A 23,351-nucleotide genomic window follows, 5' to 3' on the forward strand; every position below is an offset into this window, starting at 1 on the left:
CGGACGGGCGCGGCGGCGCGAACCTCCATCAATGCGAACCGGGCATGCCGCCCTGCATTCCCGCAAGGAAGTACCGCGAGAAGAAGACGAAGAGGATCACCAGGGGCAGGCTCGCCAGCAGATAGCCGGCGAACATCGGGCCGAACTGCGTGGCCGACTGCCCTTGGAAGAAGAGCAGGCCGATCGACACGGTGCGAAGGCTGTTGTCGGTCACGGTGAGCAGCGGCCAGAAGAAGTCGTTCCACACCGCCTGCACCGTGATCAACGCGACCGTGCCGATGACCGGCAGCGCCAGCGGCAGCATGAGCGAGACGAACAGGCGGAAGGGTCCGGCGCCGTCGAGCTGAGCGGCCTCGAACAGCGTCTCGGGGATGCCGTCGATATAGCTGCGCATCAGGATGATGCCGAGGATCGCGCCACCCGCGATCTGCGGGAGGATCAGCACCGCGTAGGTGTTGAGGATCCCGAGATCGCGCATCATCAGGAAGAGCGGGATGAGGCTCGCGATGCTCGGAACCATCATCAGCGCCGCGACGCAGGCATAGAGCGCATTGCGGCCCGGGAAGCGGAAGCGCGAGAAGACGAACCCGGCCACCAGCGACACGATGACGATGCCCGCCACGGATGCGATGGCGACCACGATCGAGGCGATCAGGTACGGCGCGATCTGCGCCAACGCGGTGCCGTAGTTCTCCCAGTGCAGCGGCCACGCCGGTGCCCAGAAGCTCTCGGCGTACTGCTGGTTCGTCTTCAGCGAGGTCACGATCATGAACAGGTACGGCGCCAGGCTGAGGAACACGAACGTGATCAGACCGACGTGCAGGCCGATCTGAGGGCGCCGCCCGGTGCGGCGGCGGATCGGCGGGGCTTCTACGGTGGCGATCATCAGTGCTTCTCCTCGACGGCGACGGACTTGGCGGGGCGGGAACGGCCGACGAAGACGACCAGGACGCTGATGAAGAGGGTGATGGCGAACAGCGTGGTCGACAGCGCCGCGGCATAACCCCAGTTCTGTGTCTGGAAAGCCACCGTCAGCACACGCAGGATGGGCACGACCGTGGCGTTGTCGGGACCGCCGCCCGTGAGGATGTAGGCGGTGAATCCGTACTGCAGGGTGCCGACGACGGCGAGGAAGAACAGGATGCGGAACTGCGACGCCATGAGGGGCAGATCGATCTGCAGGATGCGCCGGATGCCGGTCGCGCCGTCGAGCGCTGCGGCCTCGAACAGTTCCTTGGGGATGTTCTGCAGCGCCGAGTACATGATGAGGAAGGGAAGTCCGGCGATGAAGGGGAAGCCGACGAAGAGCAGCGAGATCAGCGCCCAGTTCGGATCCCCCGTCCAGTTGTGTGCGAGATCGCCCAACCCGACCGCCTTCAGCACCTCATTGATGACACCGTTGTTGGGGTCGTAGAAGAACTGCCAGACGAGAGCGGTGACCACTCCGGGAAAGGCCATGGGGATGATGAGGAGCGTGCGATAGGCGAAGGCGGATCGTGCACCGCGCAGGGCGATCAGCATCTCGGCGGCGATGAGCGGGAAGACCCACATGACGACGCCGAAGACGAAGATGATGCCGAGATTGCGGAACGACGACCACCAGACCTCATCGCCGAACATCCGCACGTAGTTGTCGAACCCGAGGAACTCGCTCTGCCCCGACGGCTTCCAGTTCCAGAACGAGAACCAGATCCCGCTGATGGCCGGCCAGTACTGGAAGATGCCGAGGAACGCGAACACCGGCAGGAGTGCGAGAAGCGGAGCCCACCATCGACGACGCAGACGGCGCGGCGCGGCCGCGGCGCCAGCAGGGATCTCGGTCTGCGACCGAACGGGCGGGCTCTCCACGACCTCGCGGTCTTTTACGACTGTCAACGCTTCTCCTTGACGGCAAGATGAGGAGTAAATCGATTCACTTGCCGGATGAGTATTCTCCCGAACCAGGTACGCTTCGACTCTTTCACGTGTTGATTTCACGGGGATTTCAGGTCGCGTCCATTGCGGTGAATTGATTCACTCTTGCAGGCGAAAGACAACGGCATCCGGGCCATCCAGACGCACAACGAGGTCACCGCCGTCGATGCGCCACGACGCCGGCCGCGGAGGGAAGAGCTGCTCGACGATCACGGGTGCATCTGCGCTCACGCGCAACCGGGTCAACGGGATGCGCTGCTCGGCGACCGTCTCCTCGAAGCGATGCACGATACTCACCAGCGTCGACGACGCGCAGCACAGCGCCCAGGTGACCCACGGGTCGTCCCATCCCGGCAGCCCTGTCGGCCAGACCGGCTCTGCGGTCGCGATCTCGTCGCGCAGACCCCGGTGCACATCGACGAAGGTCGCTACCAGGGCGAGCTCCTTCTCGTCCATGCGATCGAGGTGGCCCGAGAGGATGGGCCGGCGGAGCAGGCTGTTCACCAGCGTCGTGTGCACAGCGCCGGGACTCATCCCCGCCTGGGGGTAGGACCACACTCCCGCGATCTCTGGCGGAACGACCAGCGGTGCATTGGCCGAGATCGGCGGCACTCTCGATTCGTCCTGCTGATCGCTCGTGGCCAGCAGGGCGAAATGAGAGAGCGTCTGCCAATCGCAGCGCATACCGCCGGAGGCGCAGTTCTCGATGATGAGATCCGGATGCCGGGCGTGAAGCGCGTCGATCCAGTCCAGCCACGCCACCGCGGTGCGTCGCAGACCTTCGATGGGATTCAGCCCGCCGACATCGGTGCCCGGCGTGGGATTGAGGTTCGCGTCGAACTTCACGTAGCGCAGACCGTAATCCGCGATCAGGCGATCCATGACGGCGTCCATGTGCGCGACGGCGGCAGGGTGCCGGAAGTCGAGGACGTGGCGGCCGTCTTCGACGAGTCGTACGCCGCCGCGCTGCAGGAAGGCCTCGGCCGGGAGCTCCTCGCAGATCGGGCTCCTTACTCCCACCGCCTCCGGTTCCAGCCACAGCCCCGGGAGCATGCCCGCGGCACGAATCGCGTCGAACACCTCGCGGAATCCGCCGGGGAAGCGGGTGGCGGACTCCTGCCACTCCCCCACCGTGTGCCACCAGCCCGGCTCGCCGCTGTACCAGCCGGCGTCGACGCAGAAGACGTCCGCGCGCACGCGACCGACTGCGGCGATGAGCGGCAGAAGCCGGTCGGTCGTCGGCTCGGCCATCAGCGTGTTCATGTAGTCGTTGTAGACGACGGCGACCGGCCGGTCCGTGCGATAGACGGCTCGCTCGCGGCGTCTATGCGCCGTGAGCGCAGCGACAGCCGGTTCGAGTCCGGAGGTGCTCCACGCGAAGGTCGCGTCGGGGGCTGCATGGCTCTCTCCGGGCGCCAGGACGCGAGACCAGCCATGCGTGAGCGCGTCCGCACCGGCCAGGACGAGGCGCAGGGCGCCACCGTCCCGCGTGGGCGATTCGGCCACCCGCCACGACCACCCCGCGTTCGCCTCGAGCTGCCACAGCAGAGTGCCGCCGCCCGGAGCCTCGAATGCTCCCATCGGCAGGTTCTCCGACGTCGACCAGGTGCCCGTTCCGACGATGCACTGCGCGCTGCGGGTGGACGCGCCGCCATGGGCCCGCATCGCGACGTCCACGCCGCCGCGCTCGCGATAGGTCAAGGTCTGCCAGCGGAACTCCGACAGCCACGTGTTCGCTGCGCTGTGGACGGTGGTGTCATCGGCGTCCCAGCGCGCGTCGCCCAGCGCGACGGAACTGACGAACAGCAGCTCGTGCCGACGAGTCGGGTGCTCGTTGACGACGGTGGTCGACACCGTCACCACCTCGCTGCCGGGTACGGTGCTCCAGGTGACGGTCGCGGCGAGGCCGGTCTCGGCATCCGCCAGATCCACCTCGAACACATCCCGTTCGCCCTCGGCACGGTGCCGGTGCGAGCGGTAGCGCAGCCGTGCGCCCAGCTCGGTATCGTCGAAGCGGGTGCCCGCGCGCTTGCTGCATGTCGTGGTGACGATCTCCACGAGCGGCAGCGCGATCGCCACATCTGCAGCGCGATCCCCGAGCATCCGAGTGAGGCGTGGTCGGCCGGCATCGTCGACGTCCACCCGCAGGGCGAAGGGCGCCGCGTGCCATTCCAGCGTGTGCGGCTCAGTCATCGTGCTCATCGCCCGCATCCGCACCGTCGAGCACGACCGCGCGCATGGCGCGCGCGGCCGCGGCGCCATCCCTCGCGCGCATCGCCGCGACGACCGCATCATGGCGTCGCGCGTCGGCGGCGAGATCCTCGTGCGCCGAACGTGCGCGAACCTGCTGGTCGTCGAAGACCCGCAGCATGACGCCCGCGACGAGATCGCCGAACTGCGCCAGCACCGGATTGCCGGTCGAACGGTACACCGCGACGTGGAACGCGACGTCGGCGTGCGCGTAGGCGTCCTCGTCGAGTCGGGCATGCATGTCGGCGACGGCGCCCTCCATGGCGTCGAGGTCATCGGGAGTCGCTCGCAGCGCGGCGAGACGCGCCGCATCGGGCTCGACGATCAACCGGAGCTCCAGGAATGCGGTCGCCAGCGCGGCGCCTTCCGCGCCGTCCAGCGACCAGCGCAGCACCGCCGGGTCGAACGATGCCCACTCCGAGGCGGCGAGTACGCGCGTTCCCACCTTGGGTCTCATCTCGATCAATCCCTTGGCTGCCAGCACGGTCAGAGCGCTGCGCAGCGTCGTGCGGCTCACGCGATAGCGATCGATCAGGTCCTCCTCGCGAGGCAGGGCCTCGCCGGCCTGCAGCTCGCCGACGACGATGGACCGGCCGAGCTCCTCGACGATCCGCTCCGTCAGACCTCGCCCGACGTAGCCCGACGCGGGCGTCCGGTGCGCGGTCATGCCGCCACCTCGACCGACGCGCTCGTGTAGACCGGCTGCCCGTCGATCACGATCTCGACGACACGCTCGTAGCGGCCAATCGCATCCAGGTCGACGCGGATGCCCAAGCCGGGCGCATCGCCGAGCGTCACCCGCCCATCCACCAGGGGGAGGTGATCCGCGGTGATGTCGTGGGCGACGGACTTCGGCTCGGCAGGGAACTCCGACAGATCGAACTGCGCGATTCCCGCGTAGGGCGCGAGCGAGGCCGCGAGGGCGAGATGCGAGGTGAACGTGTGGTTCACGTAGGTCACTCCGCGGCTCAGCGCACGTTGCGCCACGCGCGCGGACGGCCCGATTCCTCCGATTCGCCCGGCATCGATCTGCACGAACGAGACGGCGGCGTGCTCCATCAGCAGGTAGGCCATCTCTTCGCTGTGCGACGCCTCGCCTGCCGCGACGCCCACGGTGCTCAGGGCGCCCGCGAGCCGCGCGGATTCGGCGAACTGGAGCGGTCCGAACGGCTCCTCGATCCACTCCGCGTTCATCTTCTCGAGGGCCGCCACCCGCGAGAGCGCTGCCGCGGGATCATCGGCCCAGATCTGACCGGCATCGACGAACAGGCGGCTCCCCCACCCGATCGCCTCTCGGGCAGCGGCGAGCTGTTCGACGTCATCTGCCGTGGTCCCCGCACCGAACGGCCCCCAGCCGAACTTGACTGCCCGAAAGCCTCTCTCGGCGAACGCACGCCCCTTGCGGAAGGTCTCCTGCGGGTCGGCACCGAACAGTGCCGACGCGTATGCGGTCTTCGCGTGCGGCCGGTCGAATCCGAGAAGGCGCCACACCGGTTCCCCGCGTGCGATTCCGAGCAGATCCCACAGTGCGATCTCGATGCCCGAGAACGTGTGCGGCGCCTGGAGAAGGTCCATGCTCATCCGCTTCACCCGTGTCGAGATCGCGGAGATGTCTTCGGGAGAGTCGATGCGCTCGCCGAGCACCGCGGCTGAGACCGGCTGACATGCTCCGTGCGATGGAGGCGTCACGAAGGCCGCGATGGAGGTGAGCGGCGAAGCCTCGCATTCACCCCAGCCCTCGTATCCACCGGCGCGGACCCGGACCAGGAGCGCATCCTGGCTGCCGTCCCCCTCCAGGGTGATGACGGGCATGCTCACGTAGAAGAAGTCGACGGATTCGACGCGCATGCGTGCTCCTCGGGGGGTCGGAGTCACCTCGGCGAGGCAACATTCGTGAATCAAGCATATGGTATGACTAATGCATTCGCCTCCCCGGGCGATGAGCAGCACCCGATCCACTACTCCCTTCCAGCCCCACCGAGCTCACAAGGAGCACCATGTCGCGCACCACCACGCGTCGCCGCCACCTCCGAGCGGCCGCAGTCGCCGCCACCTCCGTCCTCCTCCTCTCCGGCTGCGCGAGCGGCACGGCGGCCGACGGAAAGACCGTCATCACTCTCGCCGGGCCCAACCAGTGGAACTCGAACACCACGTCGTTCGGACCCGCATGGGAAGAGCTCGTCGCCGCGTTCGAAAAGGCCGAGCCCGACATCGAGGTGCAGACGACGGTTCTGCCTATCGGGAGCGCCTACGACACCCTCTCCACTCAGCTGGCGGCCGGAACGGCGCCGGCGCTCGTCTTCAATCAGGCGTCGTACACACCCGAGCAGATCGTCCCGCTGGACCCCTATCTGGCCGAGCCCAACCCCTACGTCGAAGGCAATGAGCGCTGGCTCGACCTCTTCAATCCCGACTCATACGGCGATGCGCAGCGCAACGGCAATGGCGAACTGGAGTTCATCCCCTTGAACCTGGTGCTGCCGGGTCTCTTCTTCAACGAAGACGCCTTCGCCGAGGCCGGCGTCTCGGCACCCATCGAGTCGGTCGGCGATCTGCTCGACGCGTGCGCGGCGCTCAGCGAAGCGGGATACACGCCGTTGGCGATGGACAGCAACCAGCTGGGGAGCAGCTGGACGAGCACCACGCTGCTCAGCATGTTGATGAACCCGCTCGCCGAGGAGATCAACGTGTACGCCGTCGACGGCACCGAGGGCACTGCGCCGGTCGTCACCCCCAAGTCGATGACCAGGGCCATCATGACCGGCCAGATCGACATGACCGAGACGCCCGCGGTCGCCGAAGGCGCCGAACTCCTCAAGTCGATCTTCGACGAGTGCGCGACCCCGAACTGGTCGGGCGTCGCCGCCTCGTCGTCCTTCATCGGCGGCGAGGAGTTCCTCGCCGGGGATGCCGCGATGGCGTGGGGCACCACCTTCGCGATCGGCAACCTCGACGATGTCGACTGGGCATGGTCGAGCATGCCTTTCCCGACCGTCACTCGCGGTGACACCCCCCTGTCGGACGGAACTCCGGCACGATTCGGCGCGGTAGCGGGCGGCACGAGCTACATGATCCCCGCGACGACATCAGGAGATGAACTCGAGGCGGCGGTCAAGTTCCTGCAGTTCGCCACGAGCATCGACGGCGGCGGGCCCTGGGTGCAGGCGACCGGCGCCATCCCGTCCATCCAGGGAGTCGAGGCCGAGCCGACCGTACTGGATCTCGCCGTCGGCGAATGGGCGCAGCCGCGCGTCTTCGAGGCCGGCATGCTGGGCTCGGCCGAGTACGCCAACACCAACATCTGGGAGGGGTACCTTCTGGGAACCAAGACGCTCGACGAGCAGCTGGAGTTCCTCCAGGGCATCGCGGTGACCGGAGCGCACGAGGCGATCACGTACTTCGACTGGAGCGAGGAGTCCTGGGCCACCGAGTGATCCCAGCAGGGCCCGGCACGCACGTGCCGGGCCCTGCTGCCGCGGGGATCCGCCCGAGTGCCGGGCGGATCCCCGCTCATCGAGAGGATCGGGGATGTCCGATCACCGACTCCGGGCGCATGCGTACACGGCCGACGTCGACACGCGCGGCGCGTCGCTGCGCACCTTCGCCCATGACGGGCGACCGCTGGTGCTCCCGTACCCGAACGGGGCACCGCGTCCCTCCTACCGCGGCGCCACGCTCGCGCCCTGGACGAATCTGCTGTGCGGAGACGGATACCGCACTGCCGAGACGGTCGTCCGCTTCGGCGATGACCGCGAGCGCCTGCACGGCCTGGTCGCCGATGCCGATTTCGCGCTGGCACGGCGCACGCCATCCCGAATCGACCTCGTCACCGAGGTCACGCCGTCCGACGACTACCCGTGGCGGCTCGCGGTGACCGTGCGCTACCGACTCCACGTCGGCGGGCTGACGCAGACGGTCACCGCGACGAACACCGGCGACGGCCGCGCCCCCTGGGGCTGCGGGGGCCACCCGTATGTCGTGGCCGGCCCGTCGCCGCTCGAGGAGTGGACGCTCCGGCTTCCCGCCGCCCAGGTGCTGCTGGTCGACCCCGACCTCGTTCCTCAGCGCCTCCTCGACGTCGCGCACGACTCGGGACGCTTCGACTTCCGGCGTGGACGCCCCATCGGCGACACCCTCCTCGATCACGCCTTCACGGGCCTGGAGACACCCGACGCGAGAATTCCGACCGTGCAGGTGCGCGACCCGAGCGGCTGCGGTGTCGAGATCGAGATGAGCGAGGCCTGTGGCTGGGTGCAGCTCTACACGAGCGACGACGAGCCCGGCGACGACCGGCGCCGCGCGCTCGCGGTCGAGCCGATGACATGCGCTCCGGATGCGTTCCGCAACGCGGAACATGCTCACGACACCGGAATCGTGCTGCTCCCGCCGGGAGCCTCCGCCTCGGCGACGTGGACCATCCGAGCCATCGGCGAGTGAGGTCAGCCCACCTCCGCGAGCGCCAGGTCGAACTCCGCCACGACGGGCGCATCGGCTGCGCTCCAGGGGGTGCGGTGCACCGTCCCCGTGACGAAGGCCTCGGCATCCCGCGGCAACGACGCACTCCACCCCCTCATACCGTCGCTGCCGAAGGCGACGACGCGCAGAGCCGGCCCCCCGGCGTAGGCCTCGCCCCCGCGGTAGTAGGTGGCACGCAGAGGCACCTCCAGCTCACCCGCGGTCGTCATGAACGCGCCGGCGCGCCCGGGCAGTCCCGTCATCGTGTGCAGGTCGCCGTAGCGGTCACCGCTGTCGGCAAGGCGCTCGACCGCATCCAGCAGCGCCGCGGCTTCGGGCTGCGGGACACCGGTGCCGACGGCCGTCACCAGCGTCTCGTGCCAGCGCAGCCAGAGGAGGGCGTCGCGCGAGTCGGCAACCGCCCGCCCATCGAAGTGCAGCAGACGCCGCAGCCGCGAGCGGATCGGACGCGGCCAGGCCGCCACTCGTTCCGGGTGCCGCGCCGCGGCATCCGCGAGCGCCGATTGCCAGGCGGGAGTCGCCGGCCACAGCGCTTCCGCCGTCCATTCGATGATCTCGTCGACGGTGAGCGCATACCCGCGCGCGAACAGATCGAGGCTGCGCCGACCGCGCGAGCCGAGCCGGCCGGGCATGTCATTGAACGCATCCTCGCTGAATGCGCGGAGATCCACGCCCGACGAGACGGTGTCTGGCGCGTCATTGCAGTTCTGGAGGAACCCGGCCGCGGGGTTGCGCACCGTGATCAGCTCATCGACGTCGAGGAAGCCGTCCCACTTCTCGTCCAGCTCACGCACCCGCGCACCCGGCTCGGGGCGACGCGGTACTCGCCCCGTACGTGCGTACAGCACGTCGCCCGCGCTGTCGGCGACGATCAGATTCTGAGGCGGGAACGCCCGGCGCTGCAGCACCCGCTCGAACTCGGCCACGCTGACCGCTCGCACCATCTCGAAGAGCTGCAGCTCGGTCTCGGCGGCCAGCGCCGCGTACGGCGTGCAGACGGCGAATGCCCAGCCGTCCCGGCGAGACACGATCGGAGAACGCAGGCCGTTGATCGCGACCGCGGCCTCGCTCGTGTCGGGCACGCGGTAGAGGTCGGAGGCACGCGGGCCCCCGGTCGTGACCGCCCAGGCCAGGGTGGCATTTCCGCCGAGCGCGGGGACGGCTGCGCCGAGAAAGCAGAAGCCGGTGAACGAGAGCTCACCCGCATGGACGGTGGCTTCGAAGAGTCCGAACGGCGCGCCGAACGGCAGATGAGGGTCGCTCACCAGCACCGTCGAGCCGTCAGCGGTGCGCCACGGTCGGATCGCCCACGCGTTCGAGCCGGGGAGCATCGGCGTGCGATGGAGCTCCGATGGGACGGGGGGAACATCCAGCCCCTCGGCGACAGCGACCGCGATCGCGTCGGCGATCCCCCAGTAGAGCATGAGAGTGATGTCTACGCCGATCGGAAGCGCCGGCTCGAGGGGAGGCGGGTCGGCAGGGACGGCGTCCGGATGATCGGCCATCCAGCGCCGGATCCCGGCGATGAACGCCCGGTACCAGGCGCGGCGGTCCTCGGGAAGCTCGTCGTACGCCTGCCGAGCCGATTCCAGCACGTTCCACCGTCGCTGGTTGGCGTTGCGGTCTGCCGCGTCGGGGGCCGCATCGGGCAGCTCTGCTCGCACCAGCCGGTACTGATCGAGCAGGTCGGCGATCCCGGCATCCGCCTGCGTCCAGCCGAGCCCGAACGCCCCCGCCGTTTCGTGGGGCGCCTCGATGATCGGGGTCCCTCTCTCGTCGCGGCGGACGATCACTGTCGTCGCGCCCATCACCTCGCCGATCTGCACGCTCATGACTCGATTCTGACCGGGCGCCCTGCCGGTCGCTTTGTTCTGCGGAACCAATCAGTGGTGCGCACGCTGGCGCATTCGACATTGACATCTCCGTTGCGACGCCATCGCTGAATCGTTATCACACCACACAGCACTTCTATACTGAAACGATTCATCCGATTTGCCGGAATCGCTTGACAGCACCGAAGTCGGCCCACTACGAACGGTATAACGTTTCACTCTTCCTGGGCACCGCCTCACAAAAGGACGCACGCATGCGATCATCCCCGAAGTCTCCCCTCGCGGCCATTAGCGCAGCAGTCATCGCCGGCCTGCTCCTGGGAGGACTCGCGGTGACGCCCCCCGCCGTGGCGGCCGATTCCTCCTACTACGTGGACAACCGCACCTCCGCGGACTGCTCCGACACGGGTCCGGGGACGAGCCCCGACGCCCCGTGGTGCACGTTCGCGCCGGCGGCGGCGCTCACCCTCGGGCCCGGCGAAAGCCTCCTGCTCGCGCGCGGCGCCGCCTGGTCGGAACAGCTGAGCGTGGGACTGCACGGCAGCGCGACGCAGCCGGCGACGATCGGCGCCTACGGCACCGGCGACGACCCCCGCATCCTCGACAACAGCACCGGCATCGGCATCAACCTCACCGACCCGAACCACGCCGTCGTCACCGGCTTGGAGATCGGCGAAGAGCCGGCAGCCGGCGAGCGCAAGCTCGCGTATGGATTGATGGCGACCTTCACGACCGTCGGCAACGAGGACTTCACGCTGACGGGGCTGAACGTGCACGACACGTGGCAGATCGGCATGCTCGTCCGCTCGACCGCCACGCAGTCGGTCGCGCAGACCGCGTTGACCGGACTCACCTTCTCCGACATCCGCACGACGGGCAATGCCCAGGGCATCGCGATCACGGGTCAGGGGACGATCACCGATCTCCCCGCGAACCCCACGCCCGAGACAGACATTTCGAAGGTCTTCCGCGACGTGCTCGTGGACCGGTACTACTCGATCGACGATGACGCCAACCAGGAGCTCGATCGCGTCTCGGAGTTGGGTGTTCCCTGCGTCGCGCTCACCATCCAGGTCTCGAGCGACGTGGTGGTGCGCAATTCCGTCCTCGACAATGCTGCTGCGTGCCGCACGGCCGTCGGCACTACGGCGCTGTTCCTCGGCGTCGTCGACGACGTCCTGCTGGCCAACAACGTGATCGTGAACACGCCCAACACCATGAATCCCGACATGGTGGCGATCGACTTCGAGGCGCGCACGAGCGATGTGACCCTCGCCGGCAACTACTTCGCCGACAACTACGGCGGCGCCGTCGAGTACCTCGCGATCCACGGGTCCAACGACTACTCGCTCGGGCACCTCACCACCGGCAACGTGTTCGTCCGCAACGGTCGCACCCACCTCATCCCGAATCCCGGCGGCGGCGCGATCAGCCAGCTCGGCAACGGCCCCATCGTGGAGGCGACCATCACCGACAATCTCTCGTACGAGCCGTTCGGGTTCCTGAGCGCCCACGCCGGCGGCAGCCTGTCGGGCTTCACCTCCAGCAACAACATCCCCGTCGACACCGCCGAGGACCTCTTCCCCGCGCTGGCGCAGTTCGGCGGCGACGCCTGGGGCTACCAGTCCGGCGCGGGTGCGACCTGGACCGACCTGTCGTACGACGCGGACAGCGCGACCTACACCGGCGCCGGGACGACGATCGACCGGTTCACGCTGACACCCTCGACGGCCACCGGCGCAGGTCTCACGTGGACAGCGCCCGTCGACGGCGTCGTGAGTCTGCGCGGCTACCCGCTCGCGTACGAGGGGACCGCGGCCGTCGCCGTGACCCATAACGGCGCGACCGTGACGGCGGCCGACGTGGGGACCTCCGGCGTCGCGGTCACGACCGATGGGCTGACCGTCGCCGCCGGCGACGTCCTCCGCTTCTCCGTCGCCCCTGGTGCGGGCACCGTCAGCTGGGCACCGTCGATCGCGTACACCTCGAAGTCCGCGACGACCGACGCCGCGGGCCAGTGGACGTTCTCGGTCGCGGACGATGCGCAGGGATGGTCGTCCGACGCGCCTGCGACGATCGCGCGAGGCTACGCCGCACTGACGACAACGGCAGCGACCACGACGCTGGACTCCCCCGCCGGCCTCGCTCTCTCTCCCGCCGGAAGCGCGGTGCGCCTCAGCTACAACAACGGCACCGCAGCCACATCGGGCCGGGTGTATTTCACCACGAGCGCATCGCAGTCCTTCACCGAAGCCCGATCGGTGGAGTTCGAGGTCAACCCTCGCTCTGTCACCGGGATCCTCGAAGGATTCCAGAGCGTCGTGGTGCCGCTGTCGGACAACGCCGAATGGAGTGGCAGCGTCGACCGCGTGCGAATCGTGCTCGACAGCGAGCCGGGCGCCTTCCTCATCGACAGTGTGGAGCTGATAACCCCGGCCGCTGCAGGCTGGGAGTTCGACACCTCCGACGGATGGATCGCGAACGGTGACGTGCGCTGCTCGTCGCCCGGCACCCCATCGGCAGCGCCCGCCATCGACGTGGACAACACCGCCGGCGACTTCACCTCGCACGCCGACATCAACTGGAATTTCAGTCGGATGCAGCAGTTCACGGTGAGCACGCCGCGCCTCGCGCAGATCGACTTCTGGGCGTTGAAGACCGGTGATCCGCAGGGATGCCTCTACTTCCGCGTCGTGAAGATCACCGATCCCGCCGCCCACACGGGCACACTTCTGTTCACGGGAGCCGTTCCCGCGTCTGCGGTGACCGAGTCCGGCGGATTCGTCAGCATCTATCCGGGGCTGTCGGACCTCGACACTGGGGCGACCTACGCGCTGCAGATCTTCAACCCGTACGCCATCCCCGGCGCCGGCACCTACGGGGTGGCATTCAGTGATGACCCGGCAAAGCCCGCGGCATCCTTCGGCGAGCTCTACTCGCCCGACAGCCGAGGCACGTGGGCCGGACCGGAGACGAACCGCAGCCTGAAGTTCCGCACGTACACCGCATCGTCGATCGCGCCGCAGGACACGACCGCGGGCTTCTCGCCGGTGACCGTATCGGACGGCGTCGTGCAGGGCAGCGGCGGCTACGAGCCCGCGCTCCTGTCGCCCGACGACCTCGGCCTGGACGCGTCCCAGACCCGGTACATCCACCTGCGAATGAGCAACCCCGACGGCCGCTCCACCGGCTACCTGCTGTTCACGACCGAGGCGGAGCCGGAGTTCGATCAGCCGGGCGACGGGTGGCCGGTGCCGAACGAGGCCGGCTACAAGGGCATCGCGTTCTCGCTCGAGCCCGGCGCCGAACTGCACGAGTACGTACTCGACATGTCGACCATTCCCGGCTGGACGGGCACGATCGAGCAGATCCTGCTCGAGCCCGCCACGCGCTGGAGCTACCGCATCGCCGACCTGAACCAGACGTGGGCGGGAAAGATCGACTACGTCCGGTTCGCACCCGACGGGCTGGGCGTGCCCGTCGAGCCCGAGGCGCCTGAGCCCGACACGCACAAGCCGACCGCGACGCTCGTCTCGCCCACGACGGCCGGCCCGTACTCCGCCCTTCAGGTGCAGGTCGATGCGAGCGACGACCAGGGGCTGAAGCGCATCGTCGCCAATGTCTACAAGGACGGCGTCCTCGTCAAGAGCACCCAATCGGCAATCGCCGACGGCGCGACGACCGGATCCCACACCGCGACCGTTGCCCTTGCCGACGGCGGCTACACCGTCAAGTACAACGCGCAGGATCTCGCCGGCAACATCTCGGCCACGGGCACCTTCGCCTTCACCATCGATGCGAACGCGCCGACGGCAACGGTGAAGGATGGCGCGGCCTTCACCGTCAAGACCGGCGATACCTACGACGTCGTGAGCTTCAAGCTCTACGACGCCAGCAAGGTGGACAAGGTCACGATCAACGGCGAGGTCAAGGACCTCACGAACAACACCTGGTCCGATGTCAACTACATCAAGCCCGGCGTCTTCGGAGCCGTCAGCGGCCAGAACACCCTCGTCGTCTACGACGTGGCGGGCAACACGCGGACAGTCGCCTTCACCCTGAACTGACCGATGTCGCGGGAGGCTCCGGTCGATGCCGGGGCCTCCCGTTCGTGTGCGTCCCGCAGGAGACGAGAATGCGGATGCTCAGCGAGGGTTCACGCGGAGGGTCGTGCTCCGACAGACCGACGCCACGCGCGCCCGGTGCGGGTGAGATGAACGATTCGACCGGCCGTCGACGCGACCAGCAGAAGGCACGACAGCACCAACAGCCATCCGATGTAGGTGAATGCCATGCCCAGCACGCCGAATCGCGCTGCCGAGTCGGCGAGGAGCGGCGGGAGAAGCACGCGGGCGAACAATCCGGCGACCGCGAAACCGATCCCGGCGAGCACGGCTCCCGGCAAGAGCTCTCGAAGACTGACACCTCGGTTGATCACGATCCACGACGCGATCCACCACAACGCGCCCCAGAGAACGACCTCCGCGAGGAATTCGGCCACGGGGATCAGACCCTCGCCGTGCACGACGATGCGGGTAGCGACGACCAGCGCGAGCCCGACGACGACTGCGATGAGCGCCGCGAGCCAGCGCCAGGCGAACTTGACGCTCACGGTCGACGTGCGCCAGATCATCCGAATACTCCGCTCGAGAGCGCGCGCGAACGATGTGGCGGCGATCACGAGAACCACCAGTCCGATCACGCCGGTCGCGCGCAACTCCTGCGCCCCGCCCGGCAGCGACTTCTCGAGGATCTCTGCGGTCGCTGCATCCAACCCGAGATGCTCGGCGAAGATCGGGCCGCTTCGCGCGTCGAGACTTGCACGCAGCGCGCCGGCGACGATCAGGATCGGGATGATCGAGGTGAAGACGTGCGCGGCGAGGGTCATTCCACGATCGATGAGCCCGAGGTCGCCGAGATCGCGAGCGAGCCGCAACATGAAGCGCCCTGGATCCGACCGCGCGCCCGCGCGCACCAGGCGATGCATGGTCCACCCAGCCATGACACACCTCACGAACGTGATCGATCAGGACGACATCGTCAGGCCGTGATGCCGGCCGCACCGTCTGCGAACATGATCTCGCAGATCGTTCGCAAGATGGCCTCTCCCGCTGTAGACGGTCAGCTGCCCGACGACAGGTTGACCGTCGACGCCAGGACAACGCGGAGAAGTCGCCGGAACTCCGTTCGTTCGTCCGGCGTCAGTGCGGCGGTGAGCGCCCGCTCGACGTCGTCGACGTGCGGCCGTAGTCGGGCGATCTCGTCCCGACCCGCATCCGTGAGTCGAAGCGTGTTGCGTCGCTTGTCGTCGACATGCCGTTCACGTTCGATCCAGCCGCGATGTTCGAGCCGCACCACCAGGGATGCGATGGTCGACCGATCCAGGTCGAGCTCATCGCAGAGCTCCCTTTGGCTTGCACCGGGCCTGCGCGCGAGCACGGACAGCACGCCGAACTGCACGCTCGTGATGTCGCTGGACACTTCGCGACTCCACACCGCCACATGCGCCTGCTGTGCACGGCGGATCAGAAAGCCGGTGAACTTCATGGGCTCGAGTTGTTCCGCATCCATCTGTCCATCCTGGGGCCTTCGCACGCTCACAGCCATCGCTGCGATCGGGCGCCCGCGGGCAGACGGAGGGACGTGAACCGCCCCAGGGCGTAAGGACACGGGCGAGCCATGGGCTGACCGAGAGTCCGACCCACGGCTCGCACCGCCATCACGAGGTGTACGCCACCGATGGCGCCCAGCTCACGGTGGTCGCGCCTGCCGGCACGACGAAGCGCAGAACATCGCCCGCCGCCACGGTGATCCCGTCGGCTGCGATCGGCACGCCCGACGTGCTTGCCGCGGTGGATGTCACGGTCGTGCCGTTGCGGCTGACGATCACGGTGGGCATCCCGGCTGTCGCGACGGCGTAGCCTCGCACGCTCACTGTGCCCGCCGTCGGCGCCGTCCACGTCAGCGCGGCTGTACTCGTCGACGAGGGCGTCAGGGTGAACCGTCCGATGGCCACGCCGGACCCGGCGTAGGTCGCAGTGGACGAGTCATAGGCGAGTGCCGACCAGGTCGATCCGGTACCGCTCTGATATCCCCACGGCGCCGTTCCGAATTGCGCCGCGGACTGCGATGCTCTCGAGCCATCCGTCACGACGACGTTGTCTGCTGCGACCGTGAACCCTGTTGTCGTACCGCCTGCGCCGGCGACGATGGTGCCGGCCGGCTGGTAGACCACGTTCTTCGTCACGCTGACCTGCACCGCGCTGTCGCCCCCGAGCTGGGCGATGGCGCCGTGGCCGTTCGAACCGTTGGCATAGAAGGCGTTCGACGAGACGACATGGTTCGTCGAGAAGTCGCCGCTTCCATGAATCGCGAGGTACTCGATGGCGGCTCCGTAGTTGTCGCCGAAGTAGGTCCCGGCGATGGTGACATCGTTCGTCATCGACTCGAGGTCGATCCCGCACATGTCGGGGCTGCCCGTGTTGGGGGTGTTGACGACGATGTTGTTCAGGAACCGCACATGATTCACCCTGCCGAGGAAGACGGCCGTCGTGCCGACGGCGGTGTAGCAGGACCCTTCGGTGTCGAAGACGGAATCACGCACCACGACGTTGCTGGCGTACTGCAGGGTCAGTCCCGCACACGGAACGCCGTTGCCGGGGTTTCCGAGCGGCACGTTGGCATCGTCGTGCGTTTCGATGACCGCGTCGAGGAGCACGTTGGTGAACGTCTTCGATCCCTCGGAGCCCGAGGTCGGCGACGACGGCATGTCGGTGAAGACTCCCTGACCGACCGTGGCGATTCCCTGGGCGTTGTGCGTCGTCGTCACACGCACGAAGCTGAGTCCGTCGAGCGCGGTCTGGCTCACCGACTGGGTCGCGGTCGAGCGCACGAGGATGCCGATCTGCACGCTGTCGTGCACCGAGAGGTCGGAGAAGGTCAGCGAATGGCGCTCCAGCGATGTGTAGGTCGCCATGATGCCGTACGAGAGCGCACCGAGTCCTGCCGACGTCTTCGCGCCGATGTCGAGGTTCGAGATCACGGCGTACTCGGGATCGGTGAGCGCCAGGCCGATGCCCGTTGACGTGGCGAGGATTCGGGGTGCCGCCCCCTCGCCATAAGCTCCGATCGTCGCGATCCCGTTGGCGGTGCCGGCAAGGGTGGGGTTCAGCTGCTGCGACCACGAATCGCCTCTCGCGAGAAGCAGGCTGTCGCCCGCACCGAGGGTCAACGCGTTCGCGGGAGTGAAGGTGCACCACGGCGACGACTCGCTCGTTCCGGGGCCGGAGTCCGAGCAGTTCGATCCGGCCGCGTTGTCGACGTAGTACGTCGTGTCGGATGCTGCCGCTCGGGCTGGTGCCTCGTCGACGCCGGATGACTGGGCGAACGCCGGCATCGACCCGCCCGCCATCCCCACGGTGATGACGCAGCCGGCTGCGGCGAGCGCGAGCGCGAGCGCGCGCGTGATCGTTCGGGACAGGCTCATTTCGAACTCCTTCATGGGAACGGACTTCATGGGTGATTCCGGGAAGTGGTGCGGCGCCGGAATGCTCGCGCACCGCCTGAGTGCCGGCGCGAATACCCCGGCTGGCGCTGCGGGTGATCTAACGTCGCGAAGCGTCGATCGTGCCCGGGTCGAGCCGGACGTAGTCGATCTTCCCGGTCCATACGGCGCCGAGGTCGCCGTTGGTTCGGTAGCTCCACCGGAATCCGGGTTCGATCATGAGTTGCTCGATCGTGCCCTTCCATCCCGCCACCTTCGACATGTCGAGGGTGTAGTCGTGGAAGCTCGCGCCCGGTTCCAGGGCGAAGACGACGCCCTTGCCGCCTGTTTCCTCGGGCACCGGCCACCCGTCGCCGGGTCGGTCGAAGGTCGGATCCGCCGCAGAGGTGAACAGCAGGTAGGCGACCTGACGGTTGTCGGGGTTGTTCATCCGGATGTGGATGTATCGCGTGGACGCCGCGGTGATCTCCAGCGACGAGGGCGACCGCAGCGCCGGCTCGTATCCTCCGTCGCTCCCGGCGAGGCCGTCGGCGACGGCGACGGGGGTGAAGCCCGCATTCGCGTCCTGCTCTGCGATGCGCGGTGCGCTGTACGTCCTGAACTTCAGGCTTCGCGACGTCTCCGGTCCGTGCCAGATACCGCCGTTGTCGACCGAGTAGTACTCGCCGGATCCGGATGCCGGCTTGGAGGCGTCGTCGCTGTACCCGACGCCGTACGTTCCCGCTCCGGGGATGACGTACGGGTTGAGGATCTGAAGCCCGTACGTGGCCGACGTGTCCAGGCCGGTGAGGCCGGGATAGACGCTGACGAAGCCGCCCGCGGCGCTGACCGCCGACGGCGGGACCGCTCCGGTGAACAGTGTCGTTCCCTTGTGGGTGGTCTCATCGGTGATCTTCACGACGCGGAAGTAGAGGCATCCCTTCGGGTCTCCCTCCTGGTAGGCCCAGAAGTCGACCTGCGCGAGACGCGATGTGCTCACCGTGAACGTCTGCATCCGGGTGCTCAGCCAGTTGATGTCGGCATACGTGCTGAACGCGCCCGTGGTGTTGTCGACGTCGACGACGGGATCGGCGGATGCCGTCCCTCCGGAAGCGCATTCGGCGTTCGGGTTCTGGGTCCATCCGGCGGCCGAGTCGAACTCCCACCCAGATTCAGAGGGCTTCGCGAGTTCGATGCTGTCGATCTGGAAGGAACCGGTCGCGTCGGCGAGCGAGATGCGCAGCTGCTGGATCTTGCCCTTCCAGTCCTTGTTTCCTGAGAGGGGGATGAGGACGCTGTGGTAACCGGCGGTTCTGCCTGTGTCGCTCTTGGGGTTGATCGAGAACGCCACCGAATCCTTCGCGCTGAACGATCCGCCGTTGTTCGTGGCGAAGTAGATCCGTCCCTCCGTCGCGTCGGTCCCGTTGTAGTACGTCAGTCGCAGGCTCGAACTCGCCGTCGCCGAGAGCCCCAGCTTGGAAGCCGAGTCCAGCGTGGTCGTCCCGCCGTTCGTCGTCAGATCGACGACGCCGCGGCGGACGCTCGTGGGCACGGTGCTGGTCCAGCCTCCGGCGTCGCCCGCGACGGAGAACGACCACTGCCCGACCACGTCGGTGGAGTCGGACTGCGACGTGTAGGCGATGGCGGGTGCGAGGCTGATCTCGCCGCCGCCGGCGGCCACGGCGAACCGTACGACGTCGCCGTCGCGCACGCTCACGTCGTCGGCCGTCAGGTTCGCGCCGGCGGTGCCGACCTCCGCTTCGGCGACGACCTCGTCGTTCACGGTGACGGTCACCGTCGCGCCGTCCGTGTGGGCAACGGGGAATGCGCGCAGGCTGATGACCCCGGAGCTCGGTGCGGTCCATGTGATCCCGGCGGAAGCCGTCGGGGACGGCGTGACGTCGAAGCGGTCGATCGAGACTCCGTCCCGACCGTACGAGGATGTCGAGGGGTCATACGGCAGCGACGACCAGGTGGTGCCCGCAGTGTGCTCGTAGCCCCATCGAGAGTCCTTCGCGTCATACTGTGCGGCGGCATGGAAGATGTCGTCGGCAGCCGTGGTCAGCACGTTGTTCGAAGTCGTGAGGCCGGCGGTGCTTCCGCTCAGATGCGCGTTCAGCAGACCGTTCGGTTCGTAGGCGAGGTTGTCGGCGACGCTGCCCCGCACGATGGGGCCGTTCCCGATCTGCGCGATCGCGCCGTCACCGGGATACGGGATGGCATTGGAGGTGCCGTTGTTCACGAAGACGTTCGACGTGAGGGCGTTGTCGACGGAGAAGTCCAACTCGCCATGGATCGCCAGATACTCGACTGCGCCACCGTAGTTGTCGGCGAAGTAGTTGCCGGCGATGGTGACGTCGCTCGTGTACGCCTCGTGGTCGATCGCGACCATGTCGGAGTTCTGCGTGTTCGGTGTGTTGACGATCATGTTGTTGGCGATCAGGACGTGCTGCAGTCGTCCGAGGAAGACAGCGGCCGTTCCGTAGGTGGTACGGCACCCCGCGGACCCATCCAGGATCGAGTCGCGTACGACCACGTCGGTCGCGTTGATCAGGGCGAGGCTGTCCGGGCATCCGACGCCGATCTGCACGGGCACGTCTGCCGGCGATGGCTGGTTGCCGTCGTCATGGAGCTGGTGGATGCCGTCGACCAGGATGTGCCGGAACACCTTCTCCCCCGCCTGTCCAGGAGCCGGCGAGAGGCCGCCGATGTCAGCGTCCTGCGCGACGCGGATGCCATGCGCGTTGTGCGTCGTGCGGATACCCGAGAACGTGAGCCCATCGAGCACCGTCTGGTCGACCATCGTGGCGACGATCGAATGAACGTCGATGCCGGAGGTTCGACTGTCATGCACCGAGAGATCCTCGAGCACGAGGTTCTCGTGACCGATGGAGGTGTATTCCACCAGCACGCCGTACTCGAGTGCTCCAGCGCCGGACTCGGTCTTCGCACCGATGTCCAGCCCTGTGACGACGGCGTTGTCGGGGTCCGTCAGCCAGATTCCCCTGCCGCTGTCATTGCCCAGGATGCGCGGCGCTGCGCCCACTCCATATGCGCCGATGGTCGCGGGATGCTCCGACGCGCCCTCCATCTTCACAGCGAGCTGTTGAGACCAGGCCGAGCCCCGCGCCAGCAGCAGGCTGTCGCCCTCCCCGAGCGTCAACGCCGCCGCGGGCGTGAACGTGCACCATGGCCCGGCGGGGTCCGTTCCCGTGCCCGAATCGGAGCAGTTCGATCCGCTCGAGTTGTCGACGTAGTACGTGTCGCCCACCGACGGAGCCGCCGGAAGCATCGATGACGCGGATGCCGCGACCGGCTGCGCAGCGGCCTCGACCGGCTGCGCGGCACCGAGAATGCCGACCACGAGGCCGCTGGTGAGCGCGATCGCCGTGATCTTGAGAGACAGATGCATGTCGTTTGCTACCTAACTGGAGCAGAGCGGACGAGTACGGCGACACCAGTGCTGATGAATCAGAACTGGAGGTCCGAGCGCGATAAAACGATTCATTCGTACGCGGTTGCAAAGCATCGTGTCAAGGACGAACTTCCCATCTGCGAGGTCACACATGCCGTGAAAGGACTCCCCAACAGGCGATAACGCCCCGTATTCAAGGGTGCCGCCGACCGGTCGCAATGAATAAATCCATTCATTCGTGTCATCGATCCAGGCAAGGGGAGCATTGCCGCACGGGCGTCGAGAACGGGTCGCGGTGGCCTGTTCGTTGCTACACGGCTGGCAGTCGCCGGGATCGCGTGAGGGCTGCTGCGAGGCGCGGGGTCGGAATGCCGAGTCTGCGGGCTTCCTGCAGTGCGTCTCGGAGAACGGCCCGCGGTTCGGCGGCATCCGGATCGGTGTGTGTCGACAGGCTGACCTGAGCGATCGGGAAGCGGGCGGTCGCCCATGCCATGGCGGCCGACGTCTGCGTCGGCAGTCGGTAAGGAAGCACGGTGCGCCGGTGTCGACGGAGATCGACGCCGCGCGCCTCGAGAACGGGCAGCAGCTCTCGGCTGGTCAGCAGCGCTTCACGGAACGCACGGCGGTTCCCGATCATGCCTGCCAGCCCGCCATATCGATGACCTTGGACATGCATGCCGACGTCGGAGATGAAGTGCAGCCACAGCCACCCGCGCATGTCTCTCTCCTCTCGGACGGTGAGACCCGCCTGCCCGAACGCCTTCTTCACGGCGAGTTCCCGCGTGTCGGGCAACGTGCCGGACATGCCCAGGATCACGGCGCCGAACAGTGCGCCGTGCAGGACATCAGCGTCGTCGAAGCCGCCGCCGGCCTGCGGGAATCCGAACACGACCTGAGCTGCCGAAAGCGGTGCGATCGCAGCGAGGGGCTCTTGCCACACGTTGCCGAACACGAGCACGGTCGCATCCCCCACTCGGGGAGCGAGGAAGGCGGCCGCCTCTGCGAGGCGATGATGGGCGACGCTGAGAATGACCAGATCGAACCCGTCCCCAGGCTCGAGGGATTCCTTGAACCAGATCGGGACCGCCTCGCGCACCGGCCTGCCGAGAGGTGAGCGGCGTGCGTCGATGAGGTCCGTCGTGACCCCTTCGCCGTACAAGGCGGCGCGGCCGGGGCGGACGTAGAACTCGACGTCGTGTCCGGCGACCTGCAGCGCCCGACCGTAGATCGTCGCGATCACTCCACGGCCGAACATGAGGATTCGCATCTCAGCCCTTCTTCTCACCATCGATAAAATGGAGATAATCTCCGGATGATACGATATGGAAATCATCTCCGATTGTCAAAGGGAGGGCGAATGCCCGAAGAGAGGGCGATGCGGGCAGACGCCCGCCGCAACCGGGACGCCATCGTGGCCGCCGCGCGCGCGGTATTCGACCGCGACGAGCAGCTGCGGTTCGACGATTTCGCGAGTCGCGCGGGCGTCGGAGTCGGAACCCTCTACCGCCATTTCCCCACCCGGGAAGCGCTGGCCGCAGCGGTGTACCACGACGAAGTCACCGCGCTCTGCGAACACGCGCGCGCGTCGGCCCGACCGGCCGGTGAGACCCTCGAGGCTTTCCTGCGCGGCTTCGCGGACTACGTCATCGCGCACGCCGCGCTGGCACGAACACTCGCTGCCCTCGTGGCTCCCGATGTCCAAGCCGACGGCGGAGGCGAGCTGGAGCGCACGGTGTCGGAGCTGATGGCCCGGGCTGCCGCCGACGGAGCCATCCGCGACGACGTCCCGCCGGGCGCGGTGATGGTCGTCCTTCACGGCATCGGCTCCACCGCCGATCGACCGCTCTGGCCGGCCGAGGCGCGCGCAGCCGTGGAACTGCTGATCGACGGACTCAAGCCCGTCTGATCAGCCGCGTCAGTTCTTCGACGGGCTGATCCGGTTCTACGACCAGACCACGCCGGCAGTGGCCGACACGACCGC

The 23,351-nt window shown here is 67.6% G+C and carries 15 protein-coding genes; 4 read left to right on the top strand and 11 right to left on the bottom strand.

The window, feature by feature from the left end; all coding sequences use genetic code 11:
* Positions 1–28: 28 nt before the first annotated feature.
* The 5 genes from KEC57_RS05175 to KEC57_RS05195 form a co-directional block, all read right to left on the bottom strand.
* Positions 29–886, bottom strand: coding sequence for a carbohydrate ABC transporter permease (locus KEC57_RS05175; protein WP_229383451.1), 858 nt, complete (start codon positions 884–886; stop codon positions 29–31).
* On the bottom strand, positions 886–1,875 hold the full coding sequence (locus KEC57_RS05180; RefSeq protein WP_229383452.1) for a carbohydrate ABC transporter permease: 990 nt from the start codon (positions 1,873–1,875) through the stop codon (positions 886–888). The genes KEC57_RS05175 and KEC57_RS05180 overlap by 1 nt, the downstream gene beginning before the upstream one ends.
* A 138-nt stretch (positions 1,876–2,013) precedes the next feature.
* Positions 2,014–4,116, bottom strand: a complete 2,103-nt coding sequence (locus KEC57_RS05185) for a glycoside hydrolase family 36 protein (protein ID WP_229383453.1) — start codon at positions 4,114–4,116, stop codon at positions 2,014–2,016.
* Positions 4,100–4,831 (bottom strand): FadR/GntR family transcriptional regulator, encoded by a 732-nt coding sequence (locus KEC57_RS05190; protein WP_229383454.1) that lies wholly within the window; start codon positions 4,829–4,831, stop codon positions 4,100–4,102. The genes KEC57_RS05185 and KEC57_RS05190 overlap by 17 nt, the downstream gene beginning before the upstream one ends.
* Positions 4,828–6,012 (bottom strand): mandelate racemase/muconate lactonizing enzyme family protein, encoded by a 1,185-nt coding sequence (locus KEC57_RS05195; protein WP_229383455.1) that lies wholly within the window; start codon positions 6,010–6,012, stop codon positions 4,828–4,830. Before KEC57_RS05195 ends, KEC57_RS05190 begins: the two co-directional genes overlap by 4 nt.
* A gap of 149 nt (positions 6,013–6,161) precedes the next feature.
* Here KEC57_RS05195 and KEC57_RS05200 point away from each other — a divergent pair, with 149 nt between their 5' ends.
* Both KEC57_RS05200 and KEC57_RS05205 read left to right on the top strand, forming a co-directional pair.
* The gene (locus tag KEC57_RS05200; protein ID WP_229383456.1) at positions 6,162–7,598 is read left to right on the top strand and encodes an ABC transporter substrate-binding protein; all 1,437 of its coding nucleotides are present in this window, start codon (positions 6,162–6,164) and stop codon (positions 7,596–7,598) included.
* Between the two features lie 94 nt (positions 7,599–7,692).
* Positions 7,693–8,601 (top strand): aldose epimerase family protein, encoded by a 909-nt coding sequence (locus KEC57_RS05205; RefSeq protein ID WP_229383457.1) that lies wholly within the window; start codon positions 7,693–7,695, stop codon positions 8,599–8,601.
* 2 nt (positions 8,602–8,603) lie between these two features.
* Here KEC57_RS05205 and KEC57_RS05210 read toward each other — a convergent pair whose 3' ends face one another.
* Positions 8,604–10,472, bottom strand: coding sequence for a penicillin acylase family protein (locus tag KEC57_RS05210; protein WP_229383458.1), 1,869 nt, complete (start codon positions 10,470–10,472; stop codon positions 8,604–8,606).
* A gap of 254 nt (positions 10,473–10,726) precedes the next feature.
* On the opposite strand from KEC57_RS05210, the gene KEC57_RS05215 reads away from it, so the two are divergent.
* Entirely contained in the window at positions 10,727–14,539 is a 3,813-nt protein-coding gene (locus KEC57_RS05215; protein ID WP_229383459.1) for a hypothetical protein, read from the top strand.
* A gap of 89 nt (positions 14,540–14,628) precedes the next feature.
* Here KEC57_RS05215 and KEC57_RS05220 read toward each other — a convergent pair whose 3' ends face one another.
* From KEC57_RS05220 to KEC57_RS05240, 5 genes are all read right to left on the bottom strand, one after another.
* Positions 14,629–15,474 carry a YhjD/YihY/BrkB family envelope integrity protein gene (locus KEC57_RS05220; protein ID WP_229383460.1) on the bottom strand — a complete coding sequence of 282 codons (846 nt, stop codon included), beginning with the start codon at positions 15,472–15,474 and terminating at the stop codon, positions 14,629–14,631.
* A gap of 119 nt (positions 15,475–15,593) precedes the next feature.
* Positions 15,594–16,043 (bottom strand): MarR family winged helix-turn-helix transcriptional regulator, encoded by a 450-nt coding sequence (locus KEC57_RS05225; protein ID WP_229383461.1) that lies wholly within the window; start codon positions 16,041–16,043, stop codon positions 15,594–15,596.
* A 148-nt stretch (positions 16,044–16,191) separates the two neighbouring features.
* Positions 16,192–17,958, bottom strand: coding sequence for a hypothetical protein (locus tag KEC57_RS05230; protein ID WP_229383462.1), 1,767 nt, complete (start codon positions 17,956–17,958; stop codon positions 16,192–16,194).
* 118 nt (positions 17,959–18,076) lie between these two features.
* Positions 18,077–21,367 carry a right-handed parallel beta-helix repeat-containing protein gene (locus tag KEC57_RS05235; RefSeq protein ID WP_229383463.1) on the bottom strand — a complete coding sequence of 1,097 codons (3,291 nt, stop codon included), beginning with the start codon at positions 21,365–21,367 and terminating at the stop codon, positions 18,077–18,079.
* A gap of 313 nt (positions 21,368–21,680) precedes the next feature.
* Positions 21,681–22,637, bottom strand: a complete 957-nt coding sequence (locus KEC57_RS05240) for a ketopantoate reductase family protein (RefSeq protein WP_229383464.1) — start codon at positions 22,635–22,637, stop codon at positions 21,681–21,683.
* Positions 22,638–22,727: 90 nt separating this feature from the next.
* Here KEC57_RS05240 and KEC57_RS05245 point away from each other — a divergent pair, with 90 nt between their 5' ends.
* On the top strand, positions 22,728–23,276 hold the full coding sequence (locus KEC57_RS05245; RefSeq protein WP_229383465.1) for a TetR/AcrR family transcriptional regulator: 549 nt from the start codon (positions 22,728–22,730) through the stop codon (positions 23,274–23,276).
* Positions 23,277–23,351 lie beyond the last annotated feature (75 nt).

The sequence above is a fragment of the Microbacterium allomyrinae genome (assembly GCF_020682705.1).
Taxonomy (GTDB): Bacteria; Actinomycetota; Actinomycetes; order Actinomycetales; family Microbacteriaceae; genus Microbacterium; species Microbacterium allomyrinae.